Source organism: Cohaesibacter sp. ES.047 (genome assembly GCF_900215505.1).
Classification (GTDB): Bacteria; Pseudomonadota; Alphaproteobacteria; order Rhizobiales; family Cohaesibacteraceae; genus Cohaesibacter.
Map to the genome: position 1 here is coordinate 32814 of NZ_LT907844.1, position 23884 is coordinate 56697.

Consider the following 23884-nt stretch of genomic DNA (forward strand, 5'->3'; position numbering starts at 1 on the left):
CTTGTCGCGCGACCAATAGGTATCCCCGAAAGTTCAAGTGTTTTTCGGATGAAGGTAAACAATAATGGGCTTCGGCTACTGCGGAAAGGATCTCTTTTCTTGTTTTGCTTTATTGAGATTTGTATTTTTTCCTATGCTTGGCTGGCGGAACAATTGGAAAACTAGATGACGCATGATCTCGATCGCCTTAAAAAGCTGCTGGAAGACGCCGCATCTGATGCGCGAATATGGGATAATGTCTGCGAGGAAATCAATTTTCTCTTTGGTGCGACTGGAACGCTGCTGCCCGCATCCAACCCAAACTTTCGCGGTCTTTGGACAGCCGGCACCAAGCGCATCAAGGAAGCGATGACTGTGTATCTTGAAAAAAAATGGATACATGGTGATGCCCGTGAGCCTGTTTTGAAGATCATGTTTGAAAGAGGCTATTGTACGGACGACGAAGTGTTTCCCGATCGAGCCGCCCGTAAGGACATGCCGATCTATCGTGATTTTCTGCATCCATGGAATTTTGGGAATGTATGCATGATCCGTTTGCTGACGCCCGAAGGCTACTGGCCCCTGACGGTTCATTTTGCCAATGATCACCCTCCCCTTGGTGAAGATGATTTTACTCTGGTCAGAGCTATTCAGACATTGTTTGAACAGGCAACGAAATCCGCATCAGAAATCGCCCACCAGAAAATTTATGATTTCTTTCAATTCTTGAATGGGTCAGAAACAGAAATCTTCGTGTTTGATGCTGATGGCGAGCAAAGCTTTTCCATAGACGTGAATGGTGACATCCAAACAAGAGATTGTCTAAAAAAACTATTGCCTTATGAAGTCAATAGGACGATCCAAGAAGAACTAAAAGACGTTCTGCTTTCAAGTCCCGACATGTCACTAAGCAAATCTTATCAATTCACGCAAAGTGGCAAGAATATCAACGTTTTCGTAATCCAAATTCCACCCAGCTTGCGCCACTTTTTCATGAAATTTAAGACTTGTGCAATTCGAACGGAATTGGGTGATACAAGTGCGCTTAAGCGCAGCCGTCTGAAGAACGAATTTGATCTGACAGAGGCGGAAATTATCACGCTCGAGCTACTGGCTGTCGGAAAAACCACCGCCATCATTGCTGATCTCATGAACCTGAAGCCAGCCTCCATTCGTCAGCGCCTTAAAGTGATCTACAATAAAACCGATGTGAGCAGTCAGGTTGAGCTGGTGGCTTTTTATAGTGGTATCTGAAGCGTGAGGCCGCTTCCGCAAAAAAAGGCTGCTGATCCAAACTTTGCACCCAGATCTGTAGGATCCGGATTTCGAACCATGTTAGCCACACTATCAGATTCCCGGTGGGTCAATACAGACCGATCATGGAGGATCAGGGGTGCTTGTTGCCCATGCTAAAGCGTGTCGCAGTTAATGAGATTCAGGATTCCCATTTTTTGCCAATTGTGATTCCCTTTGAGAAAAGGGGATCATCATGGGCAAATCACTTCCTATTGCATTGCGCGAACGTGTTGCTTCATTTGTTGATGCCGGTCATTCGCATCGGGCGGCCGCCAGCCATTTCCGCGTGTCACCACGGTTTGTCAATAACCTGATGCTTCTCAAGAAAGAGACGGGTTCTGTGCAGCCTCGCAAGCAAGGCCGACCAGACAAAGGCAAGTTGGGTGTGCATCATGAATGGATCACAAGGCGCATGTCTGAGAATGGCGATCTGACGCTTGATGAGCTTTGTCTGGAATTGGCTGAACGCGGGGTCCATGTGCATCGCTCTAGCGTTGGGCGCGTGCTTCACAGGCTCGGCCTGAGCCATAAAAAAAAGTCTGGTAGCCACTGAACAGCTACGGGCCGCGATTGCTCATGATCGGTATGTATGGATCAATCAGCGCCGGCCTTTCTTCAACAAAGCATTGTCCCGATTGATCTTTATCGATGATACCAACGGCATTTAATTCTGACCTTCTTGAGCCCATTTTCTCATACCTATTGAATGGATGATGGTTGGGTTGGCGGAGAGGCTCTTCCATGCTTGGCAACCAGCATCAAGAATGGCGGCATAGTCTTCGAAGACCCGATTGGACAGGAAGGTACCGCGCAGATACTGCCAAATATTCTCAACTGGGTTCAGTTCCGGTGATTTGGAAGGCAACAGGAGGATGGTGATATTCTTGGGCACGTTGAGTCTGCTTGTCGTATGCCATCCGGCACGATCCATCAGCACCACGGCATGAGCGCCGCGCGCCACTGTCCTTGAGACTTCTTCGAGGTGCATTTGCATGGCCTGTGTATTTGCAAAAGGCATCATCAATCCCGCGCCAACGCCACGCGCTGGACATATTGCACCGAACAGATAGGCATTTTTATATCGCTGATCGGCTGGCAGACGTGGTCTGGTTCCCTTTTTTGCCCATAGTCGGGCCAGTCCATTCTTCTGACCAAGCCTAGCCTCATCTTGCCACCAAATCTCGATGGGCTTGTTCTTTGGCAAATGGCCTACATGCGCTGCCAACGTTGCGGAGAAGTTTTTTTGAAAGCATCAATGACTTCAGGCTTTTGTTCTGGATGTTGAGGTCGACCAGATATGCGCACATACCCCATGCGGCGCAAAAGATCCCGTACTCCACGTTCCTTGTAGGAGACCCCAAACCGCTCTTGGATCACACGCACCAGATCCTGGCTACGCCAGACAGAGACGCCGTCCTTCTCAGGATCAGGACCGGTTTCAACGATAGCAACAAACTCTTCGAGCTGTTCTGGGCTCAAGCGCATGGGAGCGCCGGTTGCTTTGATGTCGACAAGACCATCGGTGCCTTGCTCATTGAAGCGAAGAACCCAATCTCGCAAAGTCTGGCGGTCCATACCGCCGACTTTGGCGGCATCAGCACGGTTCATGCCGTCATAGACAGCCGCAATGGCCAGTAGGCGGCGGCTCTGTTTGGCATTGCGGCATCCTTTGGCAAGACGGCGCAAACTATCGGCGTCAAAAGCATCGCTAAGAATCAAAGCGGCAGACATGGCAAAATCTCCTTTGCCATGTTGAATCACGCCAGTGCTAAAAATGGAATCCCTAAAGAGTCAGAACTTCACGCCCTTGGTATGAGACATCAACCAACACGAAGCTGACCAAACGGTCTGGATGGTCACCAAAAGGACAGCGCTATCGCACCCACGCTTCTTTTGGTCATTGGAAATCCCAGACCTTCATCGCTGGTTTGAGATCCCGTGGGATGGTTGCGCCCTGGATCGTCAATGCTCCGATGAACCGACGTATCTTTGAAACTTGGATTGAAACTCAACTACTGCCGACCCTGTCTGCTGGCGACATCGTCATCCTCGATAATGTCGCCTTCCACAAAAGTGAGAAAGCTCACAAGCTCGTCAAATCAAAGGGAGCATGGCTGCTGTTTCTTCCGCCATATTCACCGGACCTCAATCCCATCGAAATGGCATATTCCAAACTCAAGACACTGCTGCGCAAGCGAGCAGCCAGAAGCTTCGATACAATCTCAGACGCGATCGGTGACATTTGTGACCTCTATTCTGCCAAGGAGTGTCTGAACTACTTCAAAGCTGCCGGGTATGAGGTTAATTAATTGCGATATGCTTTAGCTACGATGCGCGATACGTCTGCCATGCGGCTGCGCGCTCGGCAACGATCCTCACTGTCTGGCAGGCGTGCATCCAGTACCGCATCGAGTTGAGCGCGCGCTGCTTCCTGGCTTAATCCGTCGAGGCTCAGCCCGCACCGAAGCCATATCCCGTCGATGGCTGTCGTCAACAGATCCGCCATCAAGATCGCGTCCTGCTCTGACAACAGGCTACGCAACGGGCCGATTAGGTTCGAGCGCATTCTGGCGTATATCAACGTCTGAATGCGTTGATAGGTCGTAATATGGGGCACGCCGGCGCAAAGAGAAATCCATGCGTGGGCGACGTCAGAACGAAAAGACGTGGGAGAAAGGTTCGTTTCAAGAACAGCATAAATGCGTTCCCAAGGGGTTTGCGCCTCTTTCAAAAGCGATACCGCTTCCTTCAGCAAGACCGAATTGGCATGGCGCAGCGCAGCCGCGAGCAACGCTTCCTTGCTTTGGAAGTAGTGCAGAACATTTGCTTTGGAAGCCCCGGCCTCTTCAGCAACGCGCGCAAGCGAAGTTCCCTGCAGTCCAAGCTTCATCAAGGTACGATAAGCAGCTGCGGCATATTCTGCCCGTCTTATATGAGAAATATTCCTGCGACCCATTACTGCCCTCCAGCCAGATCCGCTCCGGTTCGTGCGTTCTTCTAGAATAGGTTGACTCGGCGGTCAATTTAATAGATCTTCTGCCATAGATTGACCAAATGGTTTATTTATAACCCAAGAGGATCATAAAAACATGAAATCACTTCGCTCCACGACAGCCGCCCTGTTGCTTACGTTAGCAGCTCCCGCCCATGCCGATTGCAATCTTGTGCGCCTTGCCGAGCCTGGCTGGACAGATCTGGCGCTTACATCCGCGATCACGCAGGTTCTGATCGAAGGAATGGGGCATCAGACAGAGAGCAAGATCCTCGGCATTCCCGTGATTTATGAATCAATGAAGCGCAAGGATCTGGATGTCTTTATGGGATATTGGGATCCGGCGATGGAAACCTATTTCGATGCCTATCGTGATGGCGGGGAAATCGAAACGATCCATACGAACCTTGAAGGGGCCAAATTCACGTGGGCCGTTCCATCGTATGTATATGACGCAGGGGTTCACTCCTTCAAAGACCTAGTAGGCCATGCGGATGAATTCAGCAAGAAAGTGTATGGTATCGAACCGGGCTCGAACAGCATCATGCTTGATATTGTTGCCAAAAACGAATTCGGATTGGGAGACTGGAAGGTCGTCGAAAGCTCGGAACAGGGCATGCTTTCGCAGGTTTCGCGTGAGGTAAAGCGCAAAAAGTGGATCGTTTTCCTCGGTTGGGCTCCGCATCCCATGAACACGGCATTCGATCTGAAATATCTTGAAGGGGGCGACGACTACTACGGGCCGGACTTCGGTGGGGCGACCGTGCACACACAGGTGCGCCAAGGGTATCAGAAAGAATGTCCCGAAATTGGCAAACTGCTTGACCAGCTCACATTCAATGTAGACATGGAAAGCGAAGGCATGGGCTATATTCTGGATGACAAAATGAACACCATGGATGCCGCACGCAAAGTCATTACCAACCATCCCGAAATGCTGGAGAACTGGTTGCAAGGCATTTCTACGACGGATGGTGATCCGGCTTTACCCGTTATAAAAGCAGATCTCGGACTTGATCCGAAGCAATGACGCGTCAAGACCTCTATGCCGAGTTGGGTGATATCCGGATTTGCTACAGGCAAGACGGGCCTCCGGATGCACCCGCGCTGTTCCTCATTCCCGGTCTTGGTATGCAATTGATCGAATGGCCAGAAGACCTTGTCGATGCGCTTTCGCAAGATTATCGGGTCATTCGCATGGACAATCGGGATTGCGGGTTATCAAGCCGATGTGGCGGACCGTTCTCAAATGTCCCCTCCGGCTTTTCCTGGGCGGGTAGCCCGGCCGAACTCGCCCCTTATGGCCTGAGTGATATGGCGGATGACGTCATCGCGTTGGCCGACCATCTGGGCCTGAAGCCGCATGGGTGCATCGGATTTTCCATGGGGGGCATGATCGCACAGCTTGTAGCAATAAGGGCGCAGGGGCGGGTGACGTCTATTGTGTCAATTTGCAGCACGGGCGGGGAAAGCCTGCTATCCGCCGAACCTGACGCGTTGCGTCAGATGGAAGCCTTTTTCTTGCCCCTTCCCACGCAAGCAGACGCAATGACAACGATCCAATCGTGCAATGCCTATTTCTCCCGTGGCACCTTGCCCTTTGATGGCGAACAAAATGTTCGGCTGTCCCGCGCTCTGATCGAGCGCGCCCGCGATGAAGGTGGCTATCTCCGGCAGGCTCTGGCACTGACGGCGACGCCAGCCTGGGCGGATAGCTTGGCAGGACTCACTGTTCCGGCTCTCTTTCTGCATGGTAACAGTGATCCTTGTATCAAGGCAGAATCCGCTCAACGGATCGCGGCCGATATGTCAAAGGCCCGTTGCTACACCTATTCGGACGTGGGGCACTGGATTGATGACAAGATTTCAGAGCAAATTGTAAGCTGGCTAGACGTGAAAGATCGGCCGAATTCGGCAGTTTTCAGTTAAACTGTCGACGGCAAGAAGATGAAGAGAACCAAGTCCTGAAACGCCGACTGCAGCGCCTCCACAGCTTCAAAAGTTCAAGAAAACCGGCGATTGTCAACCGAACCATCCCAATGGGATGTACCGGCTGCTTCCCCCAACTCAGCAGGTTATAGTTTGACTGTTTCAACTGCAGATTAGGAGAAGTGGCATGACGAAGAAAGCAATTGATGCATTGATGTCGATTGGCATCGATATCGGCAAAGACACGTTCCATCTGGTTGGCTTTGATTACGATGGCCAACTTGTTCTGCGCAAGAAAATCAAACGACTTGCCCTGCTGCAGACCTTCGAAAATTTTCCGAGATGCGTTGTCGGTATGGAAGCATGCCTGAGCGCCCACTTTGTCAGTCGATGCTTGCGCAAACTCGGGTTCAAACCTCGGATCATCCCTGCCATTTATGTGAAGCCCTTCATCAAGGGCCAGAAGAATGACTACAATGATGCTGAGGCCATTGCGGAGGCAGCCTTGCGGCCGAACTTGCCGACAGTGCCAGAGAAAAGCCAGGACCAGCTCGACCTGCAAGCTCTTCATCGCGTCAGGTCCCGCTTGGTGTCCCGTCGCACAGCAACGATAAACCAGATCCGTGCATTTTTGATTGAACAGGGCATTACGGTTCGCAAGGGGCTGCGGGCTTTGAAAAATTCCTTCGAAACCATTCTCGAACAGCGCAAAGATGAGATATCGCCCCGAATGCGCAGTATCCTGTTTGGCCTCTATGGAGACTGGCTCTGGCTTGATGACAGGATTGAGGCTGTCTCCAAGGAGATAGAAGAGATCAGCCAAAGGGAAGAAAACTGCATCAACGTGATGACGATCCCCGGCATTGGTCCGGTAATCTCGACTGCGATGGTTGCTGCTGTCGGAACTGGAGAAGCCTTTGATCGAGCGCGCGATTTTGCCGCCTGGGTCGGTTTGGTTCCCCGTCAACACAGCACAGGGGGCCGAACAATACTTGGACGCATATCGAAACGGGGCAGCCGATATTTGCGGATGCTCTTTGTGCAAGCGGCGAGGGTTATTCTGATGCGATCCAATCGATGGCCAGACTTCAGTTTTGGTGAATGGCTGATAAGGGCATCAGAACGCATGAACCAGAACAAGCTGGCGATAGCTTTGGCCAACAAACTGGCCCGGATGGCTTGGAGTATCCTCAGACACAAAACGGCGTTTGATGCGCCCAAGAAATGCGGTCGAGATTGGAATCTGAAACCATTTTCGGCCTCAAAGGAGTTCGCGATAGACTGACTGCATGGAACAGAAAAATACGCCCCCAGAATCTGACGGCCCTTTCGGTCAATATGGACCTTTCCGCTAATGAGATCACGGTGCGAGCGTAACTCCAACATGGCCACGACCCGCGTGTCGATCAAAAGGCCGTGTGTGGACACCCCGGAAAATGCAAGAAGTTTTTGGTCAATATGAACAAGGATCAGGTGCTGTCGTGTGTTCGGCCTCCAGATGTGGCATCAACACGCCACGGGCCCGTATGGAGATACGCGGGTCGGGTCCAATTCGGATACGCGCGCTCTGCGGCGCACCGCCTGTGTCTGGTTCTCCCAACCCTGTCTCGTTGATCGTTTGTCCTTACTTACCTACGCCCTTCCTACATGCCTCGCTATGGCAATAAAGATGGATTATACCATGGGACTATGGAGAATTTTGTGCCCTGGCGTGGTAACTCTAATATGAGGAGACCCACGTATGAGCATCGACAAAGCCCTTTTGGATCATCTGATGGAAGGCCGCAAAGCGGGCGATCTGTTCGGAGAGGACGGGATTCTGCAAGAACTGACCAAGGCGCTGGCCGAACGAGCCCTGAGCGCCGAACTGGACGAGCATCTGACCGAAGAACGCGCCGATGCGCCGCCTGAAGGCGCGAACCAGGCGCTAAATCGTCGCAATGGCCGCAGCCAGAAGACGGTGACCACCGACAGCGGGAAGGTCATTCTCGACATTCCCCGTGACCGCAACGGCAGCTTTGATCCTCTGCTGATCGCCAAGTATCAGCGCCGCTTTCCCGAGTTCGACACCAAGATCATCAGCATGTACGCGCGCGGGATGACGACCCGCGAGATCCAGGGGCATATCGAGGATATCTATGGTATAGAGGCGTCCCCGAGCCTGATTTCGGCGATCACCGATGCCGTGATGGAGGAAGTGACCGCCTGGCAGAACCGCCCGCTGGAACCGTGTTATCCGATTGTGTTCATGGACGCGATCCGGGTCAAGATCCGCACCGACGGCGTGGTTCTGAACAAGGCGGTTTTTGTGGCCCTGGCTGTTCTCCCGGACGGCACCCGCGACGTTCTGGGGCTTTGGTTCCAGGCCAATGAGGGTGCCAAGTTCTGGGCTAAAGTTCTCAGCGATCTGCGCAACCGTGGCGTTCAGGACATTCTCATCGCCGTCGTGGACGGTCTGAAGGGCTTCCCCCAGGCCATCGAGGCAGCCTTTCCTCAGACCCAGGTCCAGACCTGTATCGTGCATCTGCTGCGCCATTCCATGAGCTTTGCCAGCTACAAGGATCGCAAGGCCGTCGCAGCGGCTCTTAAGGCTGTCTACACCGCTGTGGACGCCACAGCCGCGGAGGCGGCGCTGGCGGAGTTCGAAAACAGCGACCTTGCCGCCAAATACCCGGCAATCGCACCGAGTTGGCGCCGGACTTGGAACGAGGTGATCCCGTTCCTTGACTATCCGCCCCAAGTGCGCAGGCTGATCTACACCACGAACGCCATTGAAGCACTGAACTCGAAAATCCGCCGGGCCGTTCGCTCCCGCGGGCATTTCCCCAGTGACGAGGCAGCTGCGAAATTGATTTATCTCGCGCTAAATGCTACCTCTGTGGAATGGAAACGCTCCGTGCGCGAATGGCACTCAGTGAAAAGCCAGTTCGCAATAATGTTCGAAGATCGTTTCCAAATGGCGTAATCAAAGCGCCAGGGCACAAAATTCTGCATAGTCCCAAAGTCCATCAGCATCGACAAGCGCGTGTATCTTTGTCGTCAGGCCGCCCCTGGAATGTCCCATGCCTCGATTGGATCCCCCTTTTTACCGGTCGCTCCATGCTGGTGCACTCGGACACATGATGAGGCAATCATCTGGATGTCACCATCGAAAGCGGACGAGATTGCATCAAGCAAGTGATCCCAAACACCTGCTCGGCGCCGGCGCACAAAGCGATTATAACAGGCCGTATATGGTCCATAACGTTCCGGTATGTCGGCCCATGGGCTACCAGTGCGAAACCGCCAAAGTATGCCATTGATAACCCGCCGGTCATCGACGCGCGGCACGTCACGGCTCTTTTGTGGTAGAAGCGGTGCGATTGTCGACCATTCGAAATCTGTCAAATCAAAGCGACGTCTCATCAAGGCCCTCCTTTGCAAAGACCATTGAATCAAATCAAGCATCTGATGTGAAACCGTTTATGAGTTTACGACCTAAAAATGTTTGATCCCATGCTTTGATGGTGCACCTTTCTCATTTGAATGGAGGGAAGCACTAAGGGCCGAGTTCTACACGGCAGCGCCACGACGACAGAGGCAGTCCGTCGAGCAATACAAAATAGTCAAGAGAGCCTGAGAGTGCTTTCCAAGCGATACGGCATCAATCAGAAAACGGTCGTCAAGTGGAAGACGCGCACCTCACAAGCGGACTTAAGAACCGGACCGAAGGAGCCACGTTCGACTGTGCTTTCGCGGCAAGAAGAAGCGACCATTGTCGCCTTCCGCAGGCATACCTTGTTGCCTCTCGACGACTGCCTTTATGCACTCCAGCCGACAATCCCGCATCTGACGCGCTCTTCACTGCACAGATGCCTGCAACGACACGGAGTTTCGCGACTACCGAGTGTCGAAGGCGACAAGCAGCCAAAGAAGCGTTTCAAGAGCTATCCGATCGGCTATTTCCATATCGATATTGCCCAGGTACAGACAGCTGAAGGCAAGCTCTATCTCTTTGTGGCTATTGACCGGACTTCCAAGTATGCCTTCGTTGAACTCTATACCAAGGCAGGAAAGATGAATGCTGCACAGTTCCTGCGCAATCTGGTCGCCACTGTGCCCTATACCATCCATACTGTTCTGAACGACAATGGCATCCAGTTCACCAATCGGTCTCGCGATCTCCATGAGTTCCAGCACATCTTTGACCGGGTCTGCACTGGAAACGGCATTGAACACCGCCTGACAAAAGTGAAGCACCCAAGGACCAACGGTCAGGTCGAGAGGATGAACCGGACTATTAAGGATGCCACCGTCATACGGTTCCATTACGACGATCACGAGCAACTCCAGAAGCATCTGGCTGTTTTCATAGATGCCTACAACTTCGCTAGACGATTGAAGACGCTAAGGGGGCTGACCCCATACGAATTTATCTGCAAAAAGTGGACAGAGGATCCGGAAAGATTCAAAATGAATCCGATCCATCAAATCCCGGGACCGAACGCCTAAATTGGTCCCCTGCTCCCAAAAGCGAGGACTAAAGTCAAGCCTAAAATCCCCTATAAGCGATTGTAATAATGTATGATTTCTTTCCTATAGAATGTGAAATCAAAAAGCCGAATGGACACAGTCAACCGTTGGATAAGCTTTATAAAGTGTAGCAGCGCGGCGCGACTTTGCACGAGACTGAAGCTTGCGCATACATCCGCTTTGAGAACATTTCGCGAGAAAGCGCTGATAACCGCTCCAGAGCCGACTATGGCACCAGAAGTGAACGCTGTCCGGTTGCGGTGAGCTTCAACGGCCATGCTCTTGTTGGCCGCAAGGCCTTCGCCGACAACCTTGAAATACTGCTAGATGTACTTATTTCTGTTGCTAGGGAACAGGCGCATCGTCTTGTGGTTTCCATCAAGGGCACAGCCGGGGTTACCTTTAGATCACCCAACCGTTTGCCGTGGAAGATCGAGACTGACGCTTAGCGCCTAGTCTAGGAGACGCAGCCGTTTTCACCAACTTGCAACAACACACGCGAAATGATCGACGTGCACTTGCACATTGAAACAGAAGAGACCTTGACCAATGAAAAATTTCGATTTTCGCAATCCCACGCATATTCTGTTTGGCAAGGGCCGCATCGCGGATCTGAAAGATCAGGTTCCTGCTGACGCCAAGGTCCTTGTCATCTATGGCGGCGGGAGCGCGGAACGGACTGGCGTTCTGGCTCAGGTGCGTGAAGCACTCGCCGGTCGCACGATCGTTGAATTCGGCGGGATCGAACCGAATCCCCGTTTTGCGACTGCATTGAAGGCCGTTGAGATGATTGGCAAGGAAGACATAACATTCCTGCTTGCCGTTGGCGGCGGGTCGGTTATCGACGCCACCAAATTCATTGCGGCCGCTGCTCTTTATGATGGCGACCCTTGGGAAATCCTGACCACGCACGGGGCGGTCGTGAAGGGCGCCATGCCCTTCGGTTCGGTGCTGACACTGCCAGCCACAGCGTCTGAGATGAACGCCGGCTCGGTGATCACCAACGCTGAAAAGGGCGCAAAGCTCCCCTTCATGAGCGCCCATTGCTATCCCGCCTTTTCAGTACTTGACCCAGAGGTGACCTACACGCTGCCTCCACGCCAAATCGCGAACGGCGTTGCCGATGCCTTTGTTCATATCATCGAGCAGTATCTCACCTACCCTGCTGCGGCGCAGGTTCAGGACGGATTTGCCGAAACCCTGCTGCGCACCCTGATCGATCTCGGGCCGAAAGCACTGGAAACACCCAAGGACTATGACATTCGTGCCAACCTGATGTGGACGGCGACGCTGGCACTCAACGGCTTGATCGGTGCCGGGGTTCCGCAGGACTGGGCAAGCCACATGATCGGGCATGAGATTACTGCGCTCAACGATACCGATCACGCGCGGACCCTGGCTGTTGTGTTGCCTTCGCTGATGAACGATCAGCGCGGCCCGAAACGCGAAAAACTGCTGCAATATGCTGCCAACGTCTGGGACATCCGCACAGGCTCCGACGATGAGCGGATCGACGCTGCCATCGAAGCCACCCGCGGGTTCTTTGAGTCCATGGGCATCAAGACACGGCTGGGCGACTATGATGTTGCCGCGTCTGGCATTGACCACATTGTCGCCGCCTTGAAGGATCACGGCATGACCGCGCTCGGCGAGCATGGTGCCATCACGCCCGATGATGCGCGCCGCATTCTTGAAGCGGCCCAATAAGAAATCGCGACCTTCACCAAGACCGAGCAACAAACCGCCAGCTTTTGCTGGCGGTGCGCCTGACTGCACCCCAATGCCCTTTGAAAGCGACACACTCTAATATCGCGAAAAGCACATCGGGTTGCTGAACGGGGAATAATTTCACAAGCGCGTACGCCGCGCTGACGGGAACTGGAAACAAGATCATGAAAATTCTAATGGTACTCACATCCCATGACGCCCTTGGGGACACCGGCAACAAAACCGGCTTCTGGCTGGAAGAATTTGCGGCCCCCTATTATGTATTCAAAGACGCAGGCGCTGACATCACATTGGCCTCGCCCAAAGGTGGTCAGCCGCCAATTGATCCCAGCAGCGACAGCCCGGACGCACAGACCGATGACACCCGCCGCTTCAAGGATGACAGCGAAGCGCAGAAGCATCTGGCCAACACGCTGACGCTCTCGGACGTGACCGCAGACGGGTTTGACGCCGTCTTCTATCCGGGTGGCCATGGCCCTCTGTGGGATCTTGCCGAAGATGCGGACAGCAAACGCTTGATCGAAGCGTTCGCTGGCGCGGACCTGCCGGTTGGCGCGGTCTGTCACGCTCCTGCCGTGTTCCGCCACACCCAAGGCAAGGACGGCAAACCGCTGGTTTCCGGCCGCCAGGTGACGGGCTTTACCAACACCGAAGAAGAGGGCGCGGGGCTGACCGCGGTTGTGCCGTTCCTTGTTGAAGATATGCTCAAGGCAAATGGCGGCCTTTATGAAAAAGGCCCGGACTGGGGCAGCTTCGTGTTACGTGATGGCAAGCTGGTCACGGGCCAGAACCCGGCCTCATCTGCTGCCGCTGCGAAAGAAATCGTGGCGTTGCTGAAATAAAAAACGCTGACATAATCGGCACCAAGAAGCACGTCTCGTTCGCAAGACCAGACACTTGATGGGCTTCAACCAGGCACTACAGCTTTCGATTGGGGCGGATCCACTGCGGGTCCGCCCTTTTCCATGCAGCGAACCAAGCGAGGACAGCCTAGGAAAGCCGCCGGGGTTTCGATCAATCCAGTCTGGCTTCCCCTTCGCGTGGTTCGAAGGGATAGACATCTCCATCGGAGGTGACTTGCGTGATCCGGATTGGTGAGCCGTCATCGCTCAATTCGACGATGCCGATGCCTGAGGCATTGAGGATCCGGCGACCGTGCGCGGTTCCGACCGGTTTGCGGGGAACGACGCGCATACCACGCCGCTTGGTCAGCCAGTTGAGGGGCGAACGCGGCGAGAAAGCCCAGCGATTGCCATGGTCAAGCAAGGCGATCAGTCTGTCGGGCCATTTATTCTTGATGCCGCTCGAACAGATTTGCCAGATTTCGGGATCCTGATCCGCCTTGCCGGTGCGCGACCAGCGAGCGTTGCGCAATTGCACATCATAAACGAAGGAATAGTGGACGTCACCGGACAGGATGACGAAGTGGCGCGGTGTGTTGCTGTGCTGAAAAACATTGAGGATCGCGCTTGCAGTTCCCGGATGGGCCATCCAGTATTCCGCATCCACCATCAGCGGCTTGCCCAGTGTGGTGAAAAGCTTTTGGACCACTTCGATGAGCTTTACACCGAAGATGGGTGCCGCCGAGACGAGCAGAACGGCATCCCTGTTTCGAAGCCGCGCCTGCAGATCCGTGACGGCTTCCCAGTCGAGCAACCCGGACGGAAAATGGCTGTTGCGTTCGGATCGCCAGCGACGGGTACGGGTATCGAGCGCGATCAAGGGAGGATCGGTCGGCCATTCGAAATCCCACTTCTGATAATCAAGGATCTCATCAATCGCGGCCTCGTGCGCATCAGTGCCCGGTTTCTCCAGTGCCTGCCGAAATGCATCCTTGAGATCTTCGCTGATGGTTTGCGGACGGTTGCCCCAGCCCTGATTGATGCCGTAGGCGAGCAGCGCATTGCCGATCACGCGGCGCGACAGAGGGTGGCTGTAAGCGGCCTTCTCCCATGCCAGCGACAGGTTCCAGTCATCGCTGACATCATGATCGTCGAAGATCATCGCGGTCGGCACGTGGGCCAAGAGGCGACGCACCTTGGACAAGTTGGCAACGAAAGCGTCCATCTCGGCGCTTTCCTCGTTATACATCCGGCGATCCTTGCCGGAAAGGCCGTTGGGGGCTTTCCTGTCCGGCAAAAGCGTCCAGCCAGTTGGGGACCAGACCAGCAGATACATCGCCAGCATTTCAGCCAAGGTCAGCAGATGATTTCTGGCGTGTTGCGAGGTGAAGATCGGTTTGCGCGTTCCGCCGAACAGGACATCAAATACCGATGCTTTCTGATCGATCTTCGGCAGCAGTTGATCACGTCGATAGAGCATGCCCCCCTCTTCCATGAGGTCGTGCCCGCTTTGCGGCAGGCCGCTTTGGATACCGGGCAAATCCTCGTCAGGAAGGTCAAGGCACTCGATCAGTGCCGTAATGGCCTCAATCATCGGGCCGGCGACATCGTCCACATAGACCTGATCGCCGCTCAGCACCAAGAGCTCCGGCATGGAGGGGCTTGTGTCTTCATCCGCGGCCCTTTGCGCCTCACCGTCGGTATCAATGTCAGAAACCTGAGCCTTAAGAGACTGCTCAACCATCCGGTCCGCCGCCACCAGACCGTCGCCGCAGGGGCTGTGCGGTTTGCGGCATGACCCGTGCATCACACAGGACACCTTGTTCGGGATGCGAATGAACGGCAACGTACGGCCCGGATAGCAGATATCCGGCGCCCAGTCCGTATGAACCAGCCAGCGCTTGCCAGCGCCCTCCGGGTCCGGGGCACGCAGACTGAGGCGATAGGAGATCAGCTCTTCCTTGGGAAGATCGCAATGAAGCTGCAGATCGATCAATAGATAGTGAAGGTGCGTTCCGGCCGGCAGCCAGAGCATATCGGGATCGTCTGGCTCGAGTTCGACGGTCAGACTGTCCTCAGCGGGCGGGAAAAGCTCCAACCGCACAGCAGTCTTCACTCTTGCTGCCAACCATATCGCCAGTCGACCCGCCTCAGCCCGGCGAATGATGGGACCTGCCAGCACCATGGGTGGCTCTATGGGCGGTTCTGCAGTTCTTTTGGAAACACGATCGCTCAATCCAATGGCTCCAGTTGATCGGGCGCGGTGTGTCAACGCCGCAGGTCGGCCGCCCATCGGGGTTGGGTGCGGCGATTCACTCGGGTCCTTTCGTTATAGTGACAAACACGGCCTCAATGTGAAGCCCTCAATCACGGATCTGTGGAGCGCGTTGACCTAGGTGGCAACATATCCGACATCATAGATCTGGCAGGTGTCGCCGAGCCCTTCGGGGTCTTCAGCCCAAAGGCTGAAATCGACAGATTTCCAGTTGGTCGGGTCGAAGCCGGTGACGGTTGCCAATGCGCCAGCATCTCGGGCGATCTCGACCCGTGCTTCAAGCGCATCGCGGATCCTTGCCATATCAGAAAAGGGATCAATCGGTGCAATCGTTCGCGTGGCGAAAGTCGCAGAATGAAGATCCTCCGCCACGCGAACGCCCCACGGCAACCAGATTTGCACCGATGGCCAGCCAAAGCTTTGCGTCACGCCCGCAAATCCGGGATGCGAAAGAAAGGCACTTGCGCCTTCGGCCTCGTCCCACAGGTAGAAAGGGGCATAGAGATTCTGCGCGGTGGACCCGTCCTCAGGGTGCTTTCTGGCCGAGAGATAGGCCTTGAAGCGCAGCCGTGCAAAGCCATCGAGCGCGGCCCCTTTCTCGCGAATCCGCCGGTCGATGCGCTCCATGTCGTAGTCTGCGGGCAAGGTGAAACTATATTGCATCGCTATCATTTGCTTGGGTCCTTTTGGTTTTGCTGTTTGAGCAGGACGGCCACGATGGCCTCGGGGCAATCTTCCTGAACCAGATGCCCTGCCCCTTCGATGTGAACGCAAGGCTTGTCCGAGAGCCTTGCAGCCAATGCCTCGCCCTGCTCTCGGGGGAGCCACTGGTCTTCCTGTCCCCAAAGGACGGTCACCGGACAATCCATCCGCTGATAAAGCGGTTCGATCTCGTCGGTGTAGCAGGCGTCCATCTGAGCGATCTGCCGATAGAAGGCAGGTTGTCCCACGGGTCCGAGCCATGGCGCGCAATAGATCTCCAGCGCTTCTTCGGACAAAGGGGTGTGCGCTGCGCCTTGCAGGTAGGAGCGAAGGAGCGCTAGGTGCATGGTTTCCGGCATCCGCGCAAACGCTGTTTCATGCGCGCGCACATGCTGCACGAAGGGAGAGCCCCATGGAGACAGGGCAACGGCATTGAACAGGGTCAGCGAGCCATAGCGTACACCATCCAGATAGTGCGCTCTCAAAGCCGTGGCGCCCCCAAAATCATGCGCCAGTACGTCCGGGCGCTCGAGGCCCCATTCGCGGATGAGAGCGGCAAGCACCCTGTTCTGAACACCGAGCGAGACGTCCTGCCTCACGCGCATTTCCGATTGGCCATAGCCGACAAGATCGAAATAGTAGATCGTTCTGACATCCATCAGATGCGGAATGATCTTGCGCCACACCTGCGCGGAAAACGGTGTGCCGTGGATGGCGACGAGGGCGGGGCCGGAGCCCACCTTGCCCCAGGCAACCGCGTTTCCCTCGATGATGACATGGTCAGTGAGGCTGTAGTCCATCGGTGTCTCCCTTGGGCCTTTTCGTGAGGCGCTTGGAAGGCAGCATAGAACAGGCGAATAGATGACAAAAATGAAATGAATTGCATTTTTGATCTAAATTTGTCATATATCAATTCATGATGACAAAACTTGATATCGGTGCCTTGCAGGCCCTTTGCGCCATCAGGGATCATGGCGGGGTTTCACGTGCGGCGGTGGTGCTGGCGTTGTCCCAGTCTGCGGTGTCGCACAAGATCCGACGCCTTGAAGACAGGCTTGGCTGCCAGTTGCTGAGCCGCCAAACGGGCCAGTCGCTCTTCACGCCAGAAGGAGAAAGGATGCTTGGATATGCCCGCCGCATCCTCTCGATCAATAACGAGGCGCTCACCAGCCTGAGCACCGATCCGCTCAATGGTGTCATTCGCCTTGGGATCACCGAACAGACGGTTCAGGGCACATTGGCGCGCGTTCTAGGGCACTTTTCAAGGCTTCAGCCGGATGTGGCGGTCTTCACCGAGGTGTCTCAGAGTCTGATCATCCAGGAACAACTGGAGCGCGGCGAGCTTGATGTCGGCGTGTTTCAGCTGTTTCCCGATCAACGGCGACAGGACGATATCGTGTTGAACGAGGCGGCCCTCGTCTGGGCCAAGTCGCGTGATTTCGACCTGAACTTCGAAAGGCCCATCCCGTTTCTGGCCTTTGCGGAAAATTGCTTCTATCGGCTCTGGGCCATCGAAAGCGATCCCTTGCCGCCCCATGGCCTGTCAACGGTCATGAAGTGCGCCAGCATGTCGGGCATCATCGAGTCCCTGAAATCCGGTCTCGGCGTGGCAATGATCAATGCCCACATGGTGGACGATGATCTGGAGATCATCAGCGAGGGATTTGCCCAGCCTCCCCGCTTTGCGACCGTCGCGCGGGTGCGGAAAAACGCCAATTCTCGCGCTGTGCAGGCGCTGGTCGATCAGATCTGCCTTGCTTTTGATCCGGTCAAGCACCGTGTGGCGTAACCCTTCCAGCGCCAGGCCACATAAGCGCCGTCTACTGATCGTCCTGCCAGTTGCGCCTTGCGCGCCAGAAGGTGGTTGAATCGGCATAGCCGAGGGTTTCGGCGATGCGGTTCTTCTTGATCTTCGCCTCCAACAGGTGATCCATCACGGAATGGCGGTGGCTCTCGATCAGGGAGCGCAACGAGGTGCCCTCTTCGGCGAGGCGTCTTTGCAAGGTTCTCGGTGAGGTTTTCAATTCAGCGGCGATTTCACCAAGGGTTATGCGCTTGTGCGCTATGTGGATGTCAATATAGGACCGAACCTTGTTGGAAAACGACAAGGTGCCATCGACTTCGCCGATGATGTCGGAGAGGTGACGCTCGATGATGGTTGTCAACGCAGGATCCTCGACCCGGTAGCGCTTGTCTGCCTCTTCTCGATCAAAGATGATCCGGTTGCTCGATTGACCGAAGACGAGCGGGGCGTGAAACAGTTTTTCCAATTCCTTCAAGCCGCTTGGTTCGCCATGTTCGAAATGGATCTCCAGCGGCGTCCAGTCAGGATCGAAGAAGGAGCGAACCATCTGCAGCGTCGTCGAGATAGTAAACTCGCTATCCTGCCTGCGCGGCCAGATGCTCTCATCTGCGATGCGGTAGTTCCAGATAAGCTCGTCGCCATCTTCCAGCAGCCCGCTCGACGTGGCACCCTGAAGCGACTGGACGTTTGACGTCACCCGTTCAAACGCGCGGCGTATGGTCGATGACATGGAGAAGAGAAGCCCGGCCGGACCGAGGTCTCCCGGCTTGGTGCCAAGACCCAGCATGGCACCGAGGTGACGTTCCTTGATCAGGGTCGCGGCATCCTCGAACAGAGCGACATAGCGCGACATGGACACCCGCGCGTAAGGGTCCTCAAGCTGAGAGCGCAAGATCCCGTGCAGGGCAAGCAGGATGTCGCCTTTGCCCCAGGTGGTGTCAATCTGCTGCACCAGCGGCAGAAGCACGGATGCGCGTACGGAGGGTAGTCCAGACATGATGCGCCTCGCCTGATCGCTTATTCGGTCCCTTTCGCGGCCTTCGGGATCCCTTTGGCGCAGTCTATCGGATTTCTGGCACATTTAAAGTCGTTTGCGTTAGCTCCGGCGTTACTGGTCCTCGGTCGCCTGATGTCCATCGCGCCAGTTGAGATAGGTGGCGCGGATCTGACGGGCAACGACGAACACGATGATGGCAAAGATGATCGCAGCGATTGGACGGTTGACGAAATCCAGCGGGCCGTCAATGCGCGGCATGGCGCTGCGCAGTTTCACTTCCATGATATTGCCCAGCACCATGCCCAGAATGATTGGCACGATCGGCTGATCGAGGCGGCGCAGGATGACGCCCAGAACACCAAACCCCGCTGCGATGATGCAGTCATTGATGGAGTTGCGAAGGGTGTAGACGCCAACGAACCCGAGCAGGAAGATGAAGACCCCAAGCAGCCGCGTCGGGATCTGCAGAACCTTCAAAAGCAGGTTCGTTGTGCTCAACAGGAACAGGAAGACGATGATATTGATGGCGAACAGCGCAATATAGAGCGCCATCACGAAATCCATGTGGCTCTGGAACAGCTGCGGACCGGGAACGACGTTGTGAACGTAGAAGACGGACAGCATCATTGCCGTCAGTGCCTCGCCCGGGATGCCTAGGGCAAGAAGGGGAATGGTCGCAGCAACGGGAACCGCGTTGTTGGCCGATTCCGAAGCGATCAGCCCTTCAGCTGAGCCTTTGCCAAACTCTTCAGGTGTCGCAGATGTCCGGCGGGCATAGGTGTAGGACAGAAACTGTGCAGTGAATTCTCCGACGCCGGGCATGATCCCCATGACGGTGCCGCATCCGGCGGCAAAGGAGGCAATTCGCTTGTGGCGCAGTATCTCGCCCAAGCCGCCAAAGAGCGAGCCCTTGATCGGCTCGGGTTTAAAGTCCTCGTCCTTGTCGACCAGCAAGACAAAGGCCTGACTGAGAGCAAAGAGCCCGGTTGTCACCACGATCAGATCAACGCCCGAGACCAACCACGATTGCCCGAAGGTGAAGCGCATGGTGTAGCTTGTCGTATCCAGACCAATGGTGCTGAGAAAAATGCCAAAGGCGGTGAGCATGCCTGCGGCGAGCATTTGGTTCTGATGGGCAAAGACCACCATGATGACGCCGAGCAGGGCGGCAAGAAAGATCTCCCGACTGCCAAATTGCGGTGCGATCCAGGCGAGCACGGGCGCCATGAGCACAAAGCAGGCAATCGAGAAAAGACCGCCGAAAAGAGAGGCGCTATAGGCCAGCTTCAACGCGCGTCCCGCCTCGCCCTTCTGGGTCAGGGGATAGCCATCATAGGTGGTCAGAGCATTGACCGGTGTTCCGGGCGTGTTGATCAGGATTGCCGGCAGTGCGCCGCCATACATGGACGAGCCGTAGATGCCAAGCAGCATGGTCAGGCCGACCAGAGGAGGCAGGGCAAAACTGACGGGCAGCAGAATGGCGATCGCGATGGGCGGGCCGACACCCGGAATGGCGCCGATGATGACGCCGCCCACCGATCCGATGACAACGGCTGCCAAGACCTGCCAATTCAGCAGCAAATCCAATCCGCCTAGAAACGCTTCCATCGGGATTTCCTTTATTGGAGGAACACTGATCGCATCATAGATAGGTGAGCATGAAGGGGCGCACCTGAGATGGCAGATAATTGTAGATCTCGCCACCCGGAATCTGGGCGCCGATGAAGGATTTGAAGACAACAACCGTCAGCAAACCCGCCACAGCAGCGATCAGAATGCCTTCGCGCTTATAGCCGACGCGCCATGCAAGCAACGCCCCGAAGGCGATGGACGTGGGCAGATAGCCAAGCTTTGGCACCAGAAAGACATAGGCAATGAACCAGCCTGCAAATTCGAGGCTGCGCAGCCAGACCATCACTTCTTTCCATCGCCCCTCTTTTTCTTCCGAGACAAAGGCGCTGATGACGTTGAGGCTTGAGAACAGAAGCATCGAGCCGATGGCAATCGATGGCCAGAAGCCCGGCTGAGCGGGCAACGGCTTGCCTTCGATCCACGTTATCTGACTACCCAGACTGGCGAACAACGCAATCGAAATTGCGAAGATCAGAATGGAAAAGGCAAAATCACCGGACCGATGGTCACGCACAAACAGTGGGCTGATCGAGCGGAACTGTTCAATGACAGGCCCGTGATAGCGCGTGAAGACCGGCTTCATGACCCGTAGGCGCGGAACGGCATATCGCTTGTATCGATTGTAGATCCGTGCGGTTCTCACTCTGGCAACGCGAGAGCTCCGCACCAGAGGGCGGTTGCGAGCGGCGGCTGTCGACTGTCCCATTTTCACAATCCTTTATAGATGAACAAATTCATGCAATGTCCAGGGCGGCTGACGCAAGTCTCGTGCCATCAGCCGCCTTGGGACCAATTGTTGGCTATTTGGCAATCAATTCCTGGATTTTCGCCACGGTCTTGCGATCTTCGGTAATCTGTGTCGCGGTTGCCTCGGCATCCTTCCAGTAGACCTTTGCACCGGTTTCTTCGGCAATTTTCTGGGCCGGGGCCGACATCACGACCTCTTTTGCAACGGCAATGATCTTGTCCTTGACGTCCTGAGGCGTACCGGTTTTCACGAACAGGCCATTCCATGTGCCAATGTTGAGCCCGGGTTCGATTTCTCCCATGGTGGGCACGTCGGGCAGCATGCTGATCCTTTCGTGACCAATAGAGAAAAGCACGTTGAGATCATCGAGGCACGGACGAACCTGCTGGACGGTGGTGGTGATCACGTCGACGTCTCCTGATGCGAGAGTATTGCAATCAAGGGCATCGAACGGGGCGTCGGATTTATACGAGAAGCCCTTTTGGGCCGCCAGCGCCAACACTGAATCTGTCGGGATTGCGCCGTTGCCGAAATGGCCCAGCGTCACCGGATTGTCCTTGGCGTAGGTTGCCAGCTCTTCAAAATTGCTGAAGGGCGCATCCCCTTTGGCTACGACAATGAAAGGATAGGTCAGAAAATGCCCCAGCGGCTCAAACGGGAACGGGTTGAGAGGCGGAATTCCGATCTCCGGGCCAATGACCGGCACATCGGCGACAAAGGAGCCCACCACATAACCGTCTGCCGGTGCAAATGATGCTTCAACCGCGCCGGGGAACGGGCCGCCGCCGCCGCCTGGCTTGTTTACAACAGCCGTGGACACGCCATATTTTTCCTGAAAACCCTCCGCAATCTGCCGTGTCAGGATATCTTCCAGATCACCGGGAGGAAACGGCACGATGAATTGAACTGGCTTTTCCGGATATTCGGCAAGGGCCGAGGTCACCGTTGCGGCATTCATCGTCAGCAATGCAATCGATAGTGCTTTAATCAGTTTCATAATCAATCCTTTCTGTGCAATCCAACTCTTCCGGCGCTTTGCCCGTCTTGCGTGTCTCTATGCGATGTCTTTTGTTGTTATTATTTCAAAATTATTCGCCTCGGAGGAGGCTTGCGTGTCTTCTTGCCCTAATGGCGCTTATGTCCAGTCACAGTCGGTCAAACCGATAGGGTGACGGATCGACGATCGGATCGGCTCCCGTTGCAAGATCCGCAGCCAATTGCCCGGCGGCCGGGCCGGTTCCGAAACCATGACCGGACAGCCCTGTTGCGAGGGTAAGGCCGGGGATCTTGTCGACGGCACCGAAGACCGGATTGTTGTCCGGGGTGATGTCGATCATGCCGGCCCAGCTTTCCTCGATGGTGGCATTCGCGAATTGAGGCCAGGCCTTGATGATATTGTCGAGCGCTTCACTGTTGATCGCCTCATCGGCGGGCGGGTCCATGGTGCGGACCTTTTCGAAGGGGGATATATCCGTTGCCTTCCAGCGCCTTGCCAGCTTCAGATCCTCAATGAACGGTTTGCCGATCAAGAGGCGTATCATGCCCGCTGCATGCTTGAGGGTTTTCAGATAGCGCAGCCCGATCAGCAGATGGTCGAGCGTGATCGGCGAGCCCAGTGCCGCCCGGTGGGTGATCACATAGCCGCCGTCCTGATGTTTTCGGAACGAAAAATTGGGACCAGCCACGGCGATCTCACTGGGACCTTGTGGCCCTTCGATGGGAGCGGTGCGAAAAACGTAGCAAATCATAGGCAGGGTCGGATAGGAAATGCCCCGATTGCCCAGAAAGCGGCGGGACCACAAGGCGCTGGCCAGAATGACATGCTCTGCTGCAACCTCGCCCTTTTCGGTGACGACACCACTGACGCGGCCACCGGTCATTGCCAGATCGCGCACCGCGCAATTCTCGACGATAACGGCCCCCTTATCAATGGCTGCATTGGCCAGTGCACTGGTCGCAAGGGTCGGCTCGGCGTAGCCATCCGTCGGCGTATAGAGCCCGCCTTTCCATTTGCGCTCGCAGCCGGGAGCCAATTGGTCGATTTCGTCAGGAGTTATGAGCCGGCTCTCAGGAGATAACTCCGAGGCTGCCTTAAACCAGCTGGAATACATCTCCATGTCCTTGTCAGCATCGGAGACGAACATGATGCCGTTCTGACGATAACCGACATCAACACCGGTGCGTTGTGCCATCTGGCTCCAGAGCTGATCGGCAGCCAGAGCCAGCGGAATGTCGGACGGGTCTCTGAGGGTTTTGCGGATCCAGCCCAGATTGCGCGACGACTGCTCGGCGCCGACCTGTCCCTTCTCCAGAACGACCACGGAAATGCCGCGCTCAGCCAGCGCGAGCGCTGCAGAAATTCCGACGATGCCGCCGCCAATGATTGCCACTGTGGCTTTGGCAGGCAGGTCGGGGGAGCTTTTGACGGGGGGAAGTTTCAGCGCCATT

At 55.3% G+C, this 23884-nt stretch carries 20 protein-coding genes and 2 pseudogenes; 11 read left to right on the forward strand and 11 right to left on the reverse strand.

From position 1 onward, the window contains the following. Window positions 1–165 precede the first annotated feature (165 nt). Window positions 166–1233: a helix-turn-helix transcriptional regulator gene (locus CPH65_RS00170; RefSeq protein ID WP_096171590.1), complete on the forward strand. Its 1068-nt coding sequence runs from the start codon at window positions 166–168 to the stop codon at window positions 1231–1233. 235 nt (window positions 1234–1468) lie between these two features. Continuing rightward, on the forward strand, window positions 1469–1828 hold the full coding sequence (locus CPH65_RS00175; RefSeq protein WP_096171591.1) for a transposase: 360 nt from the start codon (window positions 1469–1471) through the stop codon (window positions 1826–1828). A 111-nt stretch (window positions 1829–1939) separates the two neighbouring features. Here CPH65_RS00175 and CPH65_RS00180 read toward each other — a convergent pair. After that, a protein-coding gene (locus CPH65_RS00180; protein ID WP_096171592.1) for an IS630 family transposase occupies window positions 1940–3006 on the reverse strand; the annotation gives its coding sequence in 2 pieces (ribosomal slippage) (window positions 1940–2502 and window positions 2502–3006; 1068 coding nt in all). A 95-nt stretch (window positions 3007–3101) separates the two neighbouring features. On the opposite strand from CPH65_RS00180, the pseudogene CPH65_RS00185 reads away from it, so the two are divergent. Then, window positions 3102–3584: pseudogene (locus CPH65_RS00185) on the forward strand (IS630 family transposase); the annotation flags it as partial. Here CPH65_RS00185 and betI read toward each other — a convergent pair. Continuing rightward, complete coding sequence (gene betI / locus CPH65_RS00190; RefSeq protein WP_096171593.1) at window positions 3581–4231, reverse strand: transcriptional regulator BetI; 651 nt, start codon at window positions 4229–4231, stop codon at window positions 3581–3583. The pseudogene CPH65_RS00185 and the gene betI sit on opposite strands and share 4 nt — an antisense overlap. A gap of 133 nt (window positions 4232–4364) precedes the next feature. Between betI and choX the strand changes: the two genes are divergently transcribed. The 4 genes from choX to CPH65_RS00210 all read left to right on the forward strand — a co-directional run bounded on the left by choX (window position 4365) and on the right by CPH65_RS00210 (window position 9161). Continuing rightward, the gene (gene choX, locus CPH65_RS00195; RefSeq protein ID WP_096171594.1) at window positions 4365–5297 is read left to right on the forward strand and encodes a choline ABC transporter substrate-binding protein; all 933 of its coding nucleotides are present in this window, start codon (window positions 4365–4367) and stop codon (window positions 5295–5297) included. Further along, window positions 5294–6196, forward strand: a complete 903-nt coding sequence (locus CPH65_RS00200) for an alpha/beta fold hydrolase (protein ID WP_096171595.1) — start codon at window positions 5294–5296, stop codon at window positions 6194–6196. Before choX ends, CPH65_RS00200 begins: the two co-directional genes overlap by 4 nt. A gap of 187 nt (window positions 6197–6383) precedes the next feature. After that, window positions 6384–7481 (forward strand): IS110 family transposase, encoded by a 1098-nt coding sequence (locus tag CPH65_RS00205; RefSeq protein ID WP_244574392.1) that lies wholly within the window; start codon window positions 6384–6386, stop codon window positions 7479–7481. Between the two features lie 456 nt (window positions 7482–7937). Continuing rightward, window positions 7938–9161 carry an IS256 family transposase gene (locus tag CPH65_RS00210; protein ID WP_096171596.1) on the forward strand — a complete coding sequence of 408 codons (1224 nt, stop codon included), beginning with the start codon at window positions 7938–7940 and terminating at the stop codon, window positions 9159–9161. A gap of 39 nt (window positions 9162–9200) precedes the next feature. On the opposite strand, the pseudogene CPH65_RS00215 reads toward CPH65_RS00210, so the two are convergent. After that, window positions 9201–9604, reverse strand: a pseudogene (locus CPH65_RS00215) (IS5 family transposase); the annotation flags it as partial. Window positions 9605–9721: 117 nt separating this feature from the next. Here CPH65_RS00215 and CPH65_RS00220 point away from each other — a divergent pair. The 3 genes from CPH65_RS00220 (at window position 9722) to CPH65_RS00235 (ending at window position 13278) form a co-directional block, all read left to right on the forward strand. Next, window positions 9722–10687 (forward strand): IS481 family transposase, encoded by a 966-nt coding sequence (locus CPH65_RS00220; protein ID WP_096171597.1) that lies wholly within the window; start codon window positions 9722–9724, stop codon window positions 10685–10687. A 570-nt stretch (window positions 10688–11257) separates the two neighbouring features. Continuing rightward, on the forward strand, window positions 11258–12415 hold the full coding sequence (locus CPH65_RS00230) for an iron-containing alcohol dehydrogenase (RefSeq protein WP_096171599.1): 1158 nt from the start codon (window positions 11258–11260) through the stop codon (window positions 12413–12415). Between the two features lie 185 nt (window positions 12416–12600). Continuing rightward, on the forward strand, window positions 12601–13278 hold the full coding sequence (locus CPH65_RS00235) for a type 1 glutamine amidotransferase domain-containing protein (protein ID WP_096171600.1): 678 nt from the start codon (window positions 12601–12603) through the stop codon (window positions 13276–13278). A gap of 172 nt (window positions 13279–13450) precedes the next feature. On the opposite strand, the gene CPH65_RS00240 is transcribed toward CPH65_RS00235, so the two are convergent. The 3 genes from CPH65_RS00240 to CPH65_RS00250 form a co-directional block, all read right to left on the reverse strand. Next, window positions 13451–15514 carry a hypothetical protein gene (locus CPH65_RS00240; protein ID WP_197703924.1) on the reverse strand — a complete coding sequence of 688 codons (2064 nt, stop codon included), beginning with the start codon at window positions 15512–15514 and terminating at the stop codon, window positions 13451–13453. 156 nt (window positions 15515–15670) lie between these two features. Then, complete coding sequence (locus tag CPH65_RS00245; protein WP_096171602.1) at window positions 15671–16225, reverse strand: DUF4865 family protein; 555 nt, start codon at window positions 16223–16225, stop codon at window positions 15671–15673. Next, window positions 16222–17055, reverse strand: a complete 834-nt coding sequence (locus CPH65_RS00250; protein ID WP_096171603.1) for an alpha/beta fold hydrolase — start codon at window positions 17053–17055, stop codon at window positions 16222–16224. Before CPH65_RS00250 ends, CPH65_RS00245 begins: the two co-directional genes overlap by 4 nt. A 119-nt stretch (window positions 17056–17174) precedes the next feature. Here CPH65_RS00250 and CPH65_RS00255 point away from each other — a divergent pair, with 119 nt between their 5' ends. Continuing rightward, window positions 17175–18044, forward strand: a complete 870-nt coding sequence (locus CPH65_RS00255; RefSeq protein ID WP_197703925.1) for a LysR family transcriptional regulator — start codon at window positions 17175–17177, stop codon at window positions 18042–18044. A gap of 31 nt (window positions 18045–18075) precedes the next feature. Here the strand turns inward: CPH65_RS00255 and CPH65_RS00260 are convergent, their stop codons facing one another. The 5 genes from CPH65_RS00260 to CPH65_RS00280 form a co-directional block, all read right to left on the reverse strand. Then, the gene (locus tag CPH65_RS00260) at window positions 18076–19056 is read right to left on the reverse strand and encodes an AraC family transcriptional regulator (RefSeq protein WP_244574495.1); all 981 of its coding nucleotides are present in this window, start codon (window positions 19054–19056) and stop codon (window positions 18076–18078) included. Between the two features lie 111 nt (window positions 19057–19167). After that, window positions 19168–20664, reverse strand: coding sequence for a tripartite tricarboxylate transporter permease (locus tag CPH65_RS00265; protein WP_096171606.1), 1497 nt, complete (start codon window positions 20662–20664; stop codon window positions 19168–19170). Between the two features lie 34 nt (window positions 20665–20698). After that, window positions 20699–21394 carry a tripartite tricarboxylate transporter TctB family protein gene (locus tag CPH65_RS00270; protein WP_096171607.1) on the reverse strand — a complete coding sequence of 232 codons (696 nt, stop codon included), beginning with the start codon at window positions 21392–21394 and terminating at the stop codon, window positions 20699–20701. Between the two features lie 94 nt (window positions 21395–21488). Continuing rightward, the gene (locus CPH65_RS00275) at window positions 21489–22433 is read right to left on the reverse strand and encodes a tripartite tricarboxylate transporter substrate binding protein (RefSeq protein ID WP_096171608.1); all 945 of its coding nucleotides are present in this window, start codon (window positions 22431–22433) and stop codon (window positions 21489–21491) included. Between the two features lie 148 nt (window positions 22434–22581). Beyond that, window positions 22582–23883, reverse strand: a complete 1302-nt coding sequence (locus CPH65_RS00280) for an FAD-binding oxidoreductase (RefSeq protein WP_096171609.1) — start codon at window positions 23881–23883, stop codon at window positions 22582–22584. Window position 23884: the final 1 nt, after the last annotated feature.